Source organism: Nocardioides xinjiangensis, from assembly GCF_017916455.1.
In the GTDB taxonomy this organism is placed as follows: Bacteria; Actinomycetota; Actinomycetes; order Propionibacteriales; family Nocardioidaceae; genus Nocardioides; species Nocardioides xinjiangensis.
Genome location: NZ_JAFMSY010000001.1, coordinates 836083 through 851881, shown reverse-complemented (window position 1 = coordinate 851881; position 15799 = coordinate 836083). Strand labels below are relative to the sequence as shown.

Annotated in this window: 5 protein-coding genes; 3 read left to right on the top strand and 2 right to left on the bottom strand. The window is 67.0% G+C overall.

Translation table 11 applies throughout. The annotated features are described in order from the left end of the window. Positions 1-456 precede the first annotated feature (456 nt). From J3P38_RS04090 to J3P38_RS04080, 3 genes are all read left to right on the top strand, one after another. Positions 457-3318: an alpha-L-rhamnosidase C-terminal domain-containing protein gene (locus J3P38_RS04090; protein ID WP_210502745.1), complete on the top strand. Its 2862-nt coding sequence runs from the start codon at positions 457-459 to the stop codon at positions 3316-3318. 419 nt (positions 3319-3737) lie between these two features. Continuing rightward, the gene (locus tag J3P38_RS04085) at positions 3738-7436 is read left to right on the top strand and encodes a hypothetical protein (RefSeq protein ID WP_210502744.1); all 3699 of its coding nucleotides are present in this window, start codon (positions 3738-3740) and stop codon (positions 7434-7436) included. A 98-nt stretch (positions 7437-7534) separates the two neighbouring features. Next, positions 7535-7735 (top strand): LuxR C-terminal-related transcriptional regulator, encoded by a 201-nt coding sequence (locus tag J3P38_RS04080; protein WP_210438580.1) that lies wholly within the window; start codon positions 7535-7537, stop codon positions 7733-7735. A 390-nt stretch (positions 7736-8125) separates the two neighbouring features. Here the strand turns inward: J3P38_RS04080 and J3P38_RS04075 are convergent, their stop codons facing one another. Together J3P38_RS04075 and J3P38_RS04070 are read right to left on the bottom strand one after the other, a co-directional pair. Further along, on the bottom strand, positions 8126-11821 hold the full coding sequence (locus tag J3P38_RS04075) for a glycosyl hydrolase (RefSeq protein ID WP_210438579.1): 3696 nt from the start codon (positions 11819-11821) through the stop codon (positions 8126-8128). A gap of 277 nt (positions 11822-12098) precedes the next feature. Then, positions 12099-15788 (bottom strand): glycosyl hydrolase, encoded by a 3690-nt coding sequence (locus J3P38_RS04070; protein WP_210502743.1) that lies wholly within the window; start codon positions 15786-15788, stop codon positions 12099-12101. Between the last annotated feature and the right edge of the window lie 11 nt (positions 15789-15799).

Here is a 15799-nt window from a genome sequence, read left to right as displayed (position 1 = left end):
ACATGGGCGACTCAGCGGTGGAGGCCCAGTGGAAGAAGATCGCCTTCGCCGTCGTCGACAGGCGGACCGTTCGATGACCTGACTCCGTTTCGACGCGGGGGACCGCCGGCGCGAAACGCCGCCGGCCCCCGGCGAGAAGCCCCGTGCTCCCGCCAGTGGCGGACGGGCACAGCCAATGCCCAGCAGGACGATCGTTCGGTCACCGGACGAACACAAGGACAAGGACCAGCAATGGGAGCTCCACCAGCAGCAACCAACGACGGACTCACCGGCAACGCCGGGAGACGATGGCGACCGGTCACGGCCATGGTCGTTGCTGCCTCCGCCACCGCCATGGTGCTCGGAAGCACGCCCGTCGTGGCCGCCACATCGACGCCGGCACCCGGGGCGGCACACGAGCCGCTCTGGCCGGCTGACCGAGCCTGGGGCCGGTACGTCCTTGGCCAGGACCGCGTGGTGCACGACCCGGTGGACATTCGAAGTGTCCGTGGCCGGGTGTCCGGTGCACGGGAGCTACTGAAGGGCGGCTCCGCAACGCTCGAGATGGTCGACGGAGGTGAGCCCGCCATTCTTGTTCTTGACTACGGCGTCGAGACCGCCGGCTATCCGCAGCTCACCGTTGACTCGGTCACGCCTGACGACGGTGCGACGGGCGTACAACTCCGGCAGGCCTACTCAGAGTCCATGCCGTTCATGTACACGCCGGGTACCGCGACAGTCTCCGTCAAGGCGCCGGCAGGAACACGCAAGGTGCGCTACTCCTCAGGCACCAACCTGTTCGTCGGTGACACCGTCCAGTTCGGCGCCGAACAGTACGAGATCACCGGTGTCGGAACCGCCGACGCGGCCGTCCCACTCGCCAAGGCCGCTCCCGCCGGCGCCACCCGGCTGCAGCTCGGCTCGCTTGAGGAAGCGGTGGCAGGCCAGGTCATTCGCGTCGGCGGTGCGCCCCACACCATCGTTGCGGTGGACGGCGCTCCGACGAGCATCAATTTCGCCCCGATCTCGGCGGACATGGTCGCGTTCTTCGGTCCCAACAGCAACGTGGCAGCGGGAGACGTCCTGACGATCAGCGGCGAGCTCATGACCGTCGCCTTTGCCCAGACCCAGCCATGGGGCACTTTGGCCAGCTTCACCACCCCGCTGCCGACCGGCGCCACCTCCCCGGCTCACAAGCCAGGACCGGTGACCATCACGCCGGCGCTCGCCAACGACGTTCCGGTCGGCACCCAGGTCATCCTGGCCCCCGGAACGGGCCTCACGTTGTCGCGCGGCCTGGCCGAGTCTGTGGAGGCCGGAACGGCCATCCGAACCAAGCCGGGCATGCCCACCGGCTACACCAACAACGTGACCACCCTCGCGAACCCCGGTCCTACCGAGGGCGCGAACGAGGGTGGGTTCCGCTTCCGAGCCATCGCACTCACCAAGCCGGGCAAGGTGACGATCTCGGCACCAAGCGTCCGGTGGTCAGCCCACCGCGCCGGTGCTGACGACTACGCCGGTCACTTCCTCTCCAGCGATGAGACGCTGAACAAGGCCTGGTTCGCCGGCGCGTTCACCAACCAGACGAACATGGTCCCGGCTGGCGTGGACGACCTCGACGTCCCGGTGATCTACGACGGCGCCAAGCGCGACCGCGCCCTGTGGTCGGGCGACCTCATCGTCCAAGGACGCGTCGCCTACCAGGCATTCGGCGCGGCCGCCCTTCCCTACTGGAAGGGAACGCTGGACACGTTCATGGACATGCAGAACCCCGTCACCGGTGAACTGCCGTCGTCCACGTGCTGCGGCATCTTCTACGCCACGACGTACTCGGCCTACGCCGCCATGTCGGCGATTGACTACTACCGCTACGCCGGGGATCTGGACTATGCGCGGTCGCTGCTGCCCGCGGTCGAACGCGCCGAGAAGTTCCACGCCAGCCACCTCAACGAGAACGGTCTCATCGTCACCAACGACCCGGACTACTGGCAGACCCGACAGGACGGCGAGGTCACCCACTACAGCATGGTGTACCTCGAGTTCCTCCAGAACCTCGTGTGGTTCGAGAACGAGCTGGGCCACCCGGAGAAGGCCGCCAGATACGCAGAGGCGGCCGAGCGGCTCAAGGCCAACATCAACGACCACTTGTGGAGCGACTCGCTCGGCGCGTACATCCACAGCGACGTGATGCCCACCGTCATCCCCGCCGACGCCAACTCCGATGCAATCCGACTCGGGGTCGCCCCCCGCGGCAAGGTCCAGGGCATCCTCGACGTCCTTCGACGCACCTGGACCGGCCACGGAAACGTGCTGAGCCAGAGCGTGCCGGCCGGCCCCAGCCTCGCTGACGGCTACGGCCACGAGATCGAGCCGCTGACCAACACATGGGAGTCCGAAGCCCGCTACGTCGCTGGGGACACCGAGAGCGCGCTCGAGCTGACCCGCGACCTCATCGGTCCCATGGTCGACGAGAGCAGCGACTTCTACACCGGTGCCTTGTGGGAGTTCCTCGACCAGAGCGGCATCGTGGACGAATCCCGCGACAGCCTCGCCCACGGGTGGGGTGCAGGACAGTCGGCACAGCTCCTGGAACGCCTGGTGGGCGTGCGCCCCACCAGCGCGGGTTACCACAAGTGGCTCGTGGAGCCGATGCCAGCAACCAGCGTCGACTGGGCCGACGGATCAGTGCCCACCCCTTCCGGCCCGATCGACGTGCTCTGGGGCCAGTCGGAGGGCGATCGTCGGTTCGACGTGGACGTGACCGCTCCGGCCGGGACGTCCGGGCAGGTGAGCCTGCCCCTCCTGAGCAACGACGCGGCCGTTCAGGTCAACGGCCACGACGTGTGGGTCGACGGCAAGTTCGTCGCCGCCCCCCAGGTCGACGGAGCCGAGCTCAGCGGCGATCGCGTGATCTTCAGCGTGCGCGGCGGCGAGACGCTCCGCTTCCGGTCCGCACCCAAGACCGGACCCACGCCGCCTCCGGTCGTCGCGACCCCGACACCGACCCAGGCGCCGGCGGTCGACAAGGTCGTGGCGCGGATCGGCACCAAGGTGGTCAAGCCGGTCGAGGTCGGAACCAAGGTCCGGCTGCGGGTGACGGTCCGTGCCCGAGGTGTGGTGCCGTCCGGGTCGGTCGAGGTCAAGGTCCGGGGTGCGGGCAAGAAGAAGTCCTACGAGAAGTCCCTCAACTCCCGGGGCCGGACGAAGTTGTGGCTGCCGGTGTTCAAGTGGCCCGGGCGAGTCGCGGTGAAGGTTCGCTACATGGGCGACTCAGCGGTGGAGGCCCAGTGGAAGAAGATCGCCTTCGCCGTCGTCGACAGGCGGACCGTTCGATGACCTGACTCCGTTTTCGACGCGGGGGACCGCCGGCGCGAAACGCCGGCGGCCCCCGCCTCCCGAGAGCTCGACCGGCATGGGGAGTCATCGAGCGGTACGCGGACTGAGGCTGTTACCCGGACCGGACGGAATGCTCGGTGGGCCCAGCCACCCGCTCCAACAGCGCTCTTCCGTCCCGGTGCGCGTTTGGAGCCGTTGCCATCACGACGACCGGTGTCGTCGCACGTCGTATCCGTAGGTGACCTGGTGCTGCTTCGCCAGAGCGGGCCGGTCGCACCTGTAGTCAAGACTTTCAAGACCGAGGAGATGCAATGCCGCGAACTAGGTGCTCAACGCACCACATAGGAGCCCTTGGCTCGATCGGCGCCCGATCGGTGCGTGGGATCGCCGGGCTGGCAGCCGCCGCACTCGCGGTGACGGTGACGACACCGTTGCTGGCGCACGCGGAGGAGAGCAACGTCCAAGCGACTCGCGAGGTTCGCGGCCACGCCGCGGACGGAGCGGCGCGCGCCGGGAGCTCGCCCTTCGCGCGCCGGCTGGCGGGTGACTACGTCGACCCGGACCGTATCTACAGCGCGGACGTGCGCTGGTGGCTGGGCGATGCGTCGCACACCGATGAGACGTTGTTGGAAGAGATCCAGAAGCTCTATGACGCGGGCTTCCGCGGCGTCGAGCTGTGCATGCAGGACGATCTCGCCGCTGCCAACCCCACGTATGCCTACGGGTCTGAGATGTGGACGCACAAGTGGAACTTGGTGATGAACAAGCTCCTCGACCTCGGCATGAGTGTCTACCTGACGTCCGGCACCAACTGGGCAACTTCCAATGTCCCGGGCCTCGACCCGACCAGCCAGGCGGCGATGCAGAACCTCACCCTCGGGACCGGTGTCGTCGAGGCCGGCCAGACGTTGGCCGCGCTTCCAGCTCCGGCGGCCAGCGCCCGCGAGCGGGGCGCGCGATTCGTCACGGCGTACGCGTACAAGGTCGTCGACGGCGACACCCTTGACCTTGACAGCTACGTGGCGCTCTCACCGTCGGTGAGCCAGGGCGCGGACGTGTGGACGCAGAACGTCAACTGGACCGCGCCGGACGACGGGAACTACCGCGTCTTCGCCATATGGACCCAGGGCACCTACCAGACCTCGGACCCCGCGGCGGAGCCGAGCTACACCACCAACTACTTCGACGAGCGGGGCGTCGAGGCGCTGAAGGCGTTCTGGGCAGAGCACTACCTGAGCGACCCGGCTCTGGTCGAGAAGTTCAAGCGCGGCGATGTGCAGCTGTTCCAGGACTCACTCGAGATCCACCCCGGCGGCGGGTCCGAGTTCGAGGGGCCGATCTCCAAGCAGCCGCAGTTCACGTTCTGGGCAGAGGACATGGCAGAGGAGTTCCAGGCCCGCAAGGGATACGACGTCACGCCCTACCTGTTCCTGATCCGCGGGACCAAGGCCAACGTGTATGACCCGTATCACTCGGTGGCGAAGACGGGCATCTACCGCATCGCTGGCCAAGAAGAACTGCGACAGCGGGTCATCAACGACTTCCAGGACGTTCAGACCCAGCTGTACCGCGAGCGCATGCTGCAGCCGCTCAAGGAATGGCTGAACTCCTACGGGATCAAGTCCCGCGCTCAGATCTCCTACGGCAAGCCACTGGAGAACTCCGAGCCGATCATGGACGTCGATTACCCGGAGGCGGAGAACTACAACCAGTACAACCAGGTCGACATCTTCCGCCTGTGGACCGGAGGCTCCAAGCTGGAGAACAAGGTTCTCTCCACCGAGACCGGCGCCCAGATGCCGTCCTTCAACGGAACCGCGCAGATGAACCTCAAGGACGCCTACTCGGCGTACGCCGCCGGATTCCAGCGGGTCATCTGGCACGTGTGGGCAGCGGACTACGGTTTCGGCAACTACGCGTGGCCGGGCTACGACCCGTTCAGCTATGCCCAGTACATCCCGAACTACTTCCGCTACCTCGGCACGCGCCACCCCGACAGCCGTGACTACGACGAGCTGAACGCGCACATGGGACGGGTGCAGCAGTTGATGCAGACCGGGCGGTCCCGCACGGACGTCGGATTCGTTCACCAGAACTGGTTCCAAGGCGTCCGATTCGGCGGCGGAGTCGGCAGTGACAACGCCCAGATGAACTGGCAGCAGGGGCACCAGGGGATCTACTACCGCTCGACGGAGCTGCAGGACAACGGCTACACCTACGACTACTTCAGCCCGCGGTTCCTCTTCGACGACGACGTCCGATTCGACCGCCGCACCAAGACGATCGAGCAGGCCGGTTACAAGGCCATCGTCCTCTACCAGGACTGGCTCGACGTGGAGGCCGCGAAGCGGATCCTGGTCTGGGCCAAGCAAGGCCTCAAGGTGGTCCTCCTCGAGGATGCCGCGTCCCAGACGCCGTTCAACGACGGCAAGGACGCAGTACTCCAGAAGGTCACCGACGAGCTGAAGACCCTGCCGACCGTGCGCCAGGCGACGGTGTACGACAACATCGACTACTTCAGCGCAGCCCCCGGCGGTTACGACGACAACGTCATGGAGAAGCTGCAGGAGCTCGGCGTCGAGCCGTACGCCGGCTACGCGGAGCCGAACCTCCAGCTGCTCAACCAGACGCGGGAGGACACCGACGGGAACCGGTACGTCTACCTCTACAACTACGCCGACGACGAGTACAACAAGTACAGCCACAAGCCGAGCGTCCGTAACCTGAAGTTCGGCAAGAACATCGCGACCGACGTCGAGATGGACGGCTACTTCGTGCCCTACTCGATCGACGCGTGGACGGGGGAGACCACCGAGCTCGCGGAGTATCGCTGGGAGGAGGGCAAGACGGTGGTCCCCGTCGACCTTGACCTCAACAACATCGCGCTGATGGCGTTCGAGAAGGTCGACGGACCGAGGCTCCATGTCCTGTCCACGAACGCCGAGTCGAGCTTCGTCGTGAACGACGGCGTGGTCGTACGAGTCACCGACACCGGTCCCGTCACCACCGCCCTCAGCGACGGTCGTCGGCTCACCGACCAGGTCACGGTCCCCCGGCCCTACGACATCACTGACTGGAACCTGACCGTGGAGTCCTGGCGACCGGGCGATGTCTCGGGTGACCTGCGGAGGACGGAGACCATCAATGGGGTGACGACGCTCAACCGGAAGACGTCTACGGCCGTCACCGACATCCAGGTGTCGCTCGACACGCTGAAGACGTGGGACAGCATCCCCGAGGTTGGCAGAGGCGTGTCGGGAACCGGGCACTACGAAGCCGCTTTCGACTGGGACGCCGACGCCGCGGACGGCGCCTACCTCGACCTCGGTGACACGCTCGAGTCGACGATGGAGGTCTGGATCAACGGGCACAAGGTCGGTGGTGCCGTCAGCACCAACCCGACCAAGGTCCGCAGGGACGTCGGCGGCACGGTCGACGACGGGACTGGCCGGAGGGTTCCCCTCGTCGGAAAGGACCTCTACACCGGTGGGATCAGCTGGACCAAGCCGGTCGCGGACGTCAGTGCGTACCTCGTCGACGGGCGCAATGAGATCGTCATCGACTACAGCTCGGTGCTGTCGAACGTGCAGCTCGCCCGCGGCGCGATCCGCGAGGAGCTGAACAAGGGCGGCTGGTGGAAGAATGACCAGAAGTACCTGAGCTTCGGTCCTCAGCAGGCGAAGCTCGTGCCATTCGTCGGTCTCGAGTACCCGAAGTCCGGCGGTCCTGGCGCCGGAAACCCGACGGCCGCTCCCACGCCGGCCCTTACCCCCACGCCGCCGACGGCGACGCCGCCCGCCGCGGACAAGGTGACCGCGCGGATCGCGACCAAGATGGTCAAGCCGCTGGCGATCGACAGCCGGCGCCGCCTGCGGGTCACCGTCCGGGCAAGCCAGGTGTTGCCCACCGGCGCGGCGACGATCTCGCTCAAGGGTGCGGGACAGAGGAAGAAGTACACCCGCACGCTGAACAAGTGGGGTAGGACGAAGGTGTGGCTACCCAGGTTCGATCGAACTGGCCGCGTCAAGGTCCGCGTCGTTTACCAAGGTGACGCTCGCGTGGCTGCCGAGAGGAAGACATTCGTGTTCAAGGTCGTGCAACGTCGCGCGGATCGATGAAGTTGCCGTAGCTCAGAGGAGGCCGCCGGTGGAGACGCCGGCGGCCTCCTCGTCTCCATCCACGACGTGTCACGCACTTAGGGGAAGGAACGGACAGAATGGACCGGGCACAGCTCGACGATCACGAAATCACGATCCTCCGGTTCTTGGCGCAGGGGATGACCGCAAGCGATATCGCCGCGGCCGCCGGGGTGTCACCGCGACAGATGCAGCGGCGCGTGCAGGCCCTTCGCGACCGCTTGGGGGCGGCAACGAACATCCAGGCTGTCACGATCGCCGTTCGCCGGTCCGTGATCTGAAGGACTTCCTGCACCGATCGCGACGGTGCCTCGGCGGAGGGACATCAGCCCGTCCCCCGTACGCACGCGGGTCCGTGTATTCGAGGAGTATCAGACAGCCCCACCGCAATGGAGTGGCTCTACGCCCTCGATCGGTCCTCACGGAACGGAAGCGACCCTGAACGAGGACGAACGCCCGAAGGACTGGCCGAATCGTTGGTGCGGGTCAGACGGCATGTCGCACAGTTTCCGCGAGTGCCTCGAACCCGCGTCTGCCTTGCGCTGCAACGGCGGCGGACCGCGTCGCCGCCATCACCAAGCGGCACTACCGCCGCGACAACGGAACAGGGGGCAGCGCCTGCACGGCGCGGCCCGCTGTTACACGACTTTCCCCGCTGCGCGGGGCTCGGATCAGGTCGTCCTCCTCACGACCCGGACGACAGCCCTGGCCAGGACCTCGCCCCTGCGGTCCAGGATCCGGAGCACCCTCCTCCCGGAGAGGTTCCCCGGAACCTTCCGCGTCACGGTGAAGCGACCGTCCTCGACCTCGGCGGTGCCGAGCTTCTTGCCGCCCAGGGTGATCCTCACCTTGCTGACCGGCAGGTCCCGTCCGCGGATCCTGATCGACCTGCCGGCCTTCACCTTCGACTTAACCCTCACTGTTGGCTCCACGGCCGGGGCCGGTGTCGGGCTGGTGGGCGTGGGGGTGCTGGTCGGCGTCGGCGAGGTGGTCGGTGCAGGAGCGTCGGCGGCGCTGTACTCCACGTCGACGAACGGCACGAGCCTGGCCTGTGCCGGCCCGAACGGGAGGTAGTCGACGTGGTAGCCCCACCAGCCGCTGGCGTTGGGGGTGACGCTCATGACCCCGCGACTGAGCTGGACGTTGGACAGCGCCGAGGCGTAGTCGATGACGATGGTGTTCTCGCCATCGACGAGGTACTCGCTGACGTCGGTGACCGGGTCCATCCAGTTCACACCGCCGGTCCACTGGTCCTTGCCGACGAGCGGGACCTGCTTGCCGGTGCCGTCGTCGATGGTGGGCTTGCCGACACCGCCCACGTCCCGCTTGACCTTGGTGGGATTCGTGGAGACCTCGCCGCCGACCTTGCGGCCGTTGATCCACACCTCCATCGACTCCTGCAGGGTGTCGCCGAAGTCGAGGTGGGCACCGGACGCGGAGTCGGCGTCCCAGTCGAACGTGGCCTCGTAGTGGCCGGTGCCGGACACGTTGCGCCCGACCGCCGGGATCTGGTCCCACGTCGTCAGCGTGTCGAGCTGGACCTCGACCGGCGTCTTGACCGTGGAGGTCTTGCGGTTGGTCGTCGTCAGGCCGTCGATGGTCTCGGTCCGGACGAGGTCGCCGGCTGTGGCGTTGGGCGTCCACGACTCGACCGTGAGGTCCCAGTCGCGGATGTCGTAGGCCTCGGGGACCGTGACCACGTCGGAGTGGGACTTGCCGTTGCTGAGCGTCGTCTCGAGCGTTCCGGTCTCGGTGGTGCGGACGGCGACACCCTTGTCCGTGGCGTACGCCGTCTCGCCCGTGGTCGAGGTGACGTGCAGCCGCTCGTCGTCGACCTTCTCGAACGCCATCAGGGCGATGTCGTTGTAGTCGAGGTCGATCGGGACGACGGTCCTTCCGTCCCGCCAGGAGTAGTCGGCCACCTCGGTGACCTCACCGGTCCAGGCGTCGATGGTGTACGGCACGAAGTGGCCGTCCATCTCGACGTCGGTCGTGATGTTGGTGCCGGGGTTGGGCGCGTTGCGGACCTCCGGACGGAGGCTCTTGGAGCGGTAGGAGCCGTCGTCGTAGTTGTAGGTGAACAGGTAGCGGTTGCCGGCCTCGTCCTGACGCGTCTGGCTCAGCAGCTGCTGGTTGGGCTCGGCGTAGCCGGCGTACGGGTCGACCCCGAGCTCCTGCAGCTTCTCCAGGACGTTGTCGTCGTACCCGCCGGGGGCGGCGGAGTGGTAGTCGATGTTGTCGTAGACGGTGGCCCGGCGGACCGTCGGCAGGGTCTTGAGCTCGTCGACGACCTTCTTGAGAGCGGTGTCCTTGCCGTCGTTGAACGGCGTGCGCGATGCAGCGTCCTCGAGGATGACGACCTTGAGGCCTTGCTTGGCCCACCTCAGGATGCGCTTGGAGGACTCGAAGTCCAGCCAGTCCTGGTAGAGCACGATCGCCTTGTAGCCGGCCTTCTCGATGGTCTTGGTCTGCTTGTCGAAGCTGACGTCGTCGTCGAAGAGGAACCGGGGGCTGAAGTAGTCGTAGGTGTAGCCGTTGTCCTGCAGCTCGGTGGAGCGGTACTGGATGCCTTGGTGAGCCTTCTGCCAGTTCATCGCGGTGTTGTCGCTCCCGGTGCCGCCACCGAAGGCCATGCCGTGCACCCACTTCTGGTTGATGAACCCGATGTCGGTGCGGGACTGGCCGGTCTGCATGAGCTGCTGGACGCGGCCCAGGTGGGCGTTGAACTCGTCGTAGTTCTGCGCGCCCGGGTCGCGCTCGCCCAGGAGCGGGAAGCGGAGGAAGGCGAACGGCGAGGGGTTGAAGCCCGGCCAGGCGAAGTTGCCGTAGCCGTAGTCGGCGGCCCAGACGTGCCAGATCGTGCGCTGGAAGCCGGCGGCGAACTGCGAGTAGGCGTCCTGCAGGCGGGTCTGCGAGGTGGAGTTCCAGCCGATCGGGATGGCTGACGTCTCGCTCGAGAGCACCTTGTTCTCCAGCTTCGCGCCACCGGTCCAGTAGCGGAAGATGTCGATCTGGTTGTACTGGTTGAGGTTCTCCGCCTCGGGGTAGTCGACGTCCATGCCGGGCTCGGAGATCTCCATCGGCTTGCCGTAGGAGATCTGCGCACGGGTCTCGATGCCGACGGAGTTCAGCCACGTCTTGAGCGGCTGCAGCATCCGCTCCCGGTACAGCTGAGTCTGGACGTCCAGCCAGTCGTTGACGATCTTCTGCCGGCGGCCCTCGTCGTCGGCCAGCCGGTAGGTGCCGACGTCGCCGACGGTCGTGTTCGGCCGGTTGAAGCGAGCCTCGACGCCAGCGAGCAGGAAGAGGTGCGGGGTGATGTCGTAGCCCTTGCGCCGCTGGAACTCCGCTGCCATGTCCTCGGCCCAGTAGGCGATACCTCCACCCAGGGAGATCTCGAGGGAGTCCATGAACAGCTGGACGTCGCCCTTCGCGATCTTCTCGCGCAGGGCAGGGTCGGCGAGGTAGTTCTTCTCCCAGAAGGTGCGCAGCGCGTCGACACCACGGGTGTCGAAGTAGTTCGTCGTGTAGGCGGGCTCGGCCGACGGGTTGGACGTCTGGAACGTGCCCTGGGTCCACAGCCCGAAGACCCGGTAGGTGCCGTCCGACGGGGCGGTCCAATCCACGTTCTGGGTCCACACGTCCGCCCCTTGGGTGGGCGCGAGCTTGACGTAGCTGGTCGGGTCGATGGTGTTGTTCGCGGTCACCTTGTAGGCGTAGGCGCCGATGAACCTCGCGCCGGCGCGGCGGGCGTTGGCGGCCGGGGCCGGGAGAGAGGCGAGGCTCTGACCGGCGGCCACGGTCGTGGTGCCCATGGTGACGTTCTGCATCGCGGCCTGGCTGGTCGGGTCGAGGCCCGGCACGTTGGAGGTCTGCCAGTTGGTGCCCGAGGTCAGGTAGACACCCATCCCGAGGTCGAGCAGCTTGTTCATCATCAGGTTCCACTTGTGGGTCCACATCTTCGACCCGTACGCGTAGTCGGCGTTCGGGGCGGCGTTGTCGTTCTGCATGCACAGCTCGACTCCCCGGAAGCCCGCGTCGTAGAGGTCCTGGATCTGCTCGAGCAGCACCTCGTCGGTGTGGGCGGCCTTGCCCAGCCACCAGCGCACGTCGGAGCTGAAGACGCGATCGGGGTCGATGTACTTGGCCTCGAGCTTCTTCGCGAACGCCGAGCTCTTGGGTACGGCAGCAGCCCGGAGCGCCTGCGGCAGTGAGCCCGTTGCGATGCTGGCGAGGGCAGCGGTCTGCGCGGCGCCGGAGACCGGCGTCGCGGCGCCGGCTCCAGCGTGGGCGAGCGTGCTCGACCCCAGCGTCACCGCAAGGGCGGCGATGCCGAACCTGGCGAGTGCGCGCGAGGAACGCGTCATGGTGCGGTTTCCTTTCGATCGACGTCCGGTGCTGACTGGCCCGGTCGTCAGTGGTGTCAGGCCTGCTCGCGCACTCGCGCGAGCCTCCCGGGCGGACAGCCTGTGGGCGCGGGTTGCGCGATGCCCGGGGGATGGTCCGGGGGACTGCGTGTCGTCAGCCCCCGGGTGCCGCCGAGCCGGGGGCCACGCTCGGACACGTGGCCCCCAGCCGGTCGGTGAGCCGGCCTCTGGAAGCCGACCCGTGGGCATGTCGCACGGGCCGGGACGAGGACCGACGCTAGTTCTTCTGCTTCGCCACCACCTTCACCGTGGTGGAGACCAGGCCCTCACCTCGACGGTCGAGCACCCGCAGGACCTTCCTCCCGGACAGGTGGTTCGGCACCTTCGCCCTGACCTCGAAGCGTCCATCTTCGACCTCCGCCGTGGCCAGCTTCTTGCCGCCCAGGGTGATCCCCACCTTGCTGACCGGCAGGTTCCGTCCGCGGATCCGGACCGAAGTGCCGGCCTTCACCGTCGACTTGACCCTCACCTTCGGCCCCACGATCGGGACCGGTGCCGGGCTGATGGGCGTGGGGGTGGTGGTCGGTGTCGGGGACGTGGTCGGACCCGGCTCGTCGGCACCGGTGTACTCGACGTCGACGAACGGGACGAGCTTGGCCTGGCGGGGACCGAAAGAGAGGTACTCGATGTGGTAGCCCCACCAGCCCTGAGCATTCTGCTGCGGGGTGGGTGCGATGCCCCGGTCGAGCTGGACGTTGGCGAGCGCGGAGTTGTAGTCGATGACAATCTCGTTCTTGCCGTCGACGAGGTAGTCGCTGACGTCGGTCACCGGGTCCATCCAGTTCACGCCACCGGTGTACTGGTCCTTGCCGACCAAAGGCACCTGGTTGCCGGTGCCGTCGTCGATGGTCGGCTTGCCGACCCCGCCGACATCACGCCTAACCTTGGTCGGGTTGGTGGACACGCCCCCGCCCACCTTCGTGCCGTTGATCCACACGGTCATCGACTCCTCGAGCTGGTCGCCGAAGTCGAGGTAGGCACCCGAGGCGGTGTCGGCGTCCCAGTCGAACGTGGCCTCGTAGTGACCGGTGCCGGAGACGGCCTTGCCGACCTGGGGGATGTTGTCCCACGTCGTCAGCTTGTCCAGCTTGACGTCGATGGCGGTCTTCACCGTGGACGTCTTGCGATTGGTGGTGGTGACGCCGTCGAGCACCTCGGTGCGGGACAGGTCGCCCGCGGTCGGGCTCGGGCGCCACGACTCGACCGTGAGGTCCCAGTCGGTGATGTCGTAGGCGCCGGGGACGGTGACGGCGTCGGTGTACTGCTTGCCGTTGCTCAGCGTCGTGGCGATGTTGCCGGACTTCGTCGCACGGACGGCCACGCCCTTGTCAGTGGCATAAGCGGTGTCGGCGGTGGTGTCGGTCACGTGGAGCTGCTGGCCACCAGCCTTCTCGAACGCGAGGAGCGAGATGTCGTTGTAGTCGAGGTCGACCGGGACGACGGTCTTGCCGTTCTCCCAGCGGTAGTCGGCGAGCTCGGTGGCCTCACCGGTCCACGCGTCGATGGTGTACGGGACGTACTGGCCGTCCATCTCGAGGTCAGTCTTGATGTTGGTGCCCGGGTTGGGGGCGTTGCGCACCTCAGGGTTGAGGCTCTTGTCGCGGTAGGAGCCGTCGTCGTAGTTGTAGAGGTAGACGTAGCGGTTGCCGGACTCGTCCTCACGGGTCTGACCGAGGAGCTGCTGGTTGGGCTCGGAGTAGCCGGCGTACGGCTCGACGCCGAGCTCTTGCAGCTTCTCCAGGACGTTGTCCTGGTAGCCGCCGGGGGTCTCGCTGAAGTAGTCGATGTTGTCGTAGACGGTCGCCTGCCGCACGGTGGGCAGGGTCTTCATCTCGTCCATCACCTTCTTCAGCGCGCCGTCCTTGCCGTCGTTGAACGGCGTGCGGGTGGCGGCGTCCTCGAGGATGACGACCTTCAGGCCACGCTTGGCCCAGTTGAGCAGGCGGCGGGCGCCGTCGATGTCGAGCCAGTCCTGGTAGAGCACGACGGCCTTGTAGCCGGCCTTCTCGATGGTCTTCGTCTGCTGGTCGAACTTGACGTCGTCGTCGAAGAGGAACCGGGGGCTGAAGTAGTCGTAGGTGTAGCCGTTGTCCTGCAGCTCGGTGGAGCGGTAGTGGATGCCCTGGTGGGCCTTCTGCCACTGCATCGCACGGTTGTTGCTGCCGGTGCCGCCGCCGAACGCCATGCCGTGGACGAACTTCTGGGTGATGAACCCGACGTCCGAGCGCGCCTTGCCGGTCTGCAGCAGCCGCTGCACGCGACCGAGGTGGGCGTTGAACTCGTCATAGTTCTTCGACGACGGCGCCCGGGTCGAGACGAGCGTGAACGTCCCCCGGGTGACGTAACCGGGCCACTGGTAGTTGCCGTAGCCGTACCCGGCGGTCCAGATGTGCCAGATGGTGCGCTGGAACCCGGCCGCGAACTGCGAGTAGGCGTCCTCGAGGCGCAGCTGGTGGGTGCCGTTCCAGGCGAAGTTCAGCGCGGTGGTCTCCGTGGACAGGACCTTGTTCTCGAGCTTCGCGCCACCGGTCCAGTAGCGGAACATGTCCACCTGGTTGTACTGGTTGCGGTTCTCGGCCTCCGGGTAGTCGACGTCCATCGCCGGCTCGGACATCTCGATCGGCTTGCCGTAGGAGATCTGCGCGCGGGTCTCGACGCCCACGGAGTTCAGCCACTCCTTCATCGGCTGCAGCATCCGCTCGCGGTAGAGCTGCGTCAGCACGTCCTGCCAGTCGTTGATGATGCGCTGGCGGCGGTCCTCCGCGCCGTCGAGGCGGTAGGTGCCGGCGGTCTGGACCCGGTGGTAGGGGTTGTTCCAGACGTTGTCGACGCCCTGGATGAGGAACAGGTACGGCGTGATGTCGTAGCCCTTGCGCTTCTGGAACTCCGCGGCGGCGTCCTCGGCCCACCACGTCATGCCACCGGTGCCGTAGCTCATCTCGAGAGAGTCCATGAACAGCTGGACGTCGCCCTTGGCGATCTTCTCCCGCAGCGCGGGGTCGGCCAGGTAGTGCTCCTCCCAGAACTCCCGCAGCGCCTGCACGCCTCGGGTGTCGAAGTAGTTCGTGGCGTAGCTGGGCTGCGCCGACGGCTGGGATGCCTGGTAGGTGCCCTGGGTCCACAGCCCGAAGACCCGGTAGGTGCCGTCGCTCGGCGCGGTCCAGTCGACGTTCTGGGTCCACACGTCGGCGCCCTGGGTGACGCGCGACTTGAGGTCGACGAACGAGCTCGGGTCGACGGTGTTGCCGGCGGTGACCTTGTACGCGTAGGCGGTGACGAACCTCGCGCCGGCGCGGCGGGCGTTCGCTGCCGGCGGGGTCAGCGTCGAGAGCGTCTGGCCGGCCTCGACGGTGCCCGTGCCGAGCGTCAGGTTCTGCATCGCGGCCTGACTGGTCGGGTCCAGGCCCGGGACGTTCGAGGTGGACCAGTTGGTGCCTGAGGTGAGGTAGACGCCCATCCCGAGGTCGAGGAGCTTGTTCATCATCAGCTCCCACTTGTGCGCCCACATCTCGGTGCCGTAGGCGTACACGTCGTTCGCCGCGACCGTGTCGTCCTGCATGCACAGCTCGACGCCGCGGAAGCCCGCGTCGTAGAGCGCCTGGATCTCCTCGAGCAGCGTCTCGTCGGTGGCGGACGCGTCACCGAGCCACCAGCGCACGTCGGTGCTGTAGACCCGGTCGGGGTCGATGAACTTCGACTCGAGCTGCTTGGCGAAGGCGGAGCTCTTCTTCACCGCGGGCGACTTCAGCGTCGACACCGCACTCGAGGGCGTTGCGGACGGTTCGGCGGCCGAGGGGCTGGCGCCCAGCCCCAGCGCCATGGACGAGAGGCCCACGGACAAGCTCAGGGCGACGGCGGTCGCCGCCGTCCTGCCGCGCAGCCGCAGGGCTGGCGATGTCGGGTTCATGCGGTCTCCGA

Bases quoted from the DNA above. Each gene is read 5' to 3' on its own strand.
- J3P38_RS04080 (WP_210438580.1), top strand. From the start codon at position 7,535: ATGGACCGGGCACAGCTCGACGATCACGAAATCACGATCCTCCGGTTC.
- J3P38_RS04075 (WP_210438579.1), bottom strand. From the start codon at position 11,821: ATGACGCGTTCCTCGCGCGCACTCGCCAGGTTCGGCATCGCCGCCCTT.
- J3P38_RS04070 (WP_210502743.1), bottom strand. From the start codon at position 15,788: ATGAACCCGACATCGCCAGCCCTGCGGCTGCGCGGCAGGACGGCGGCG.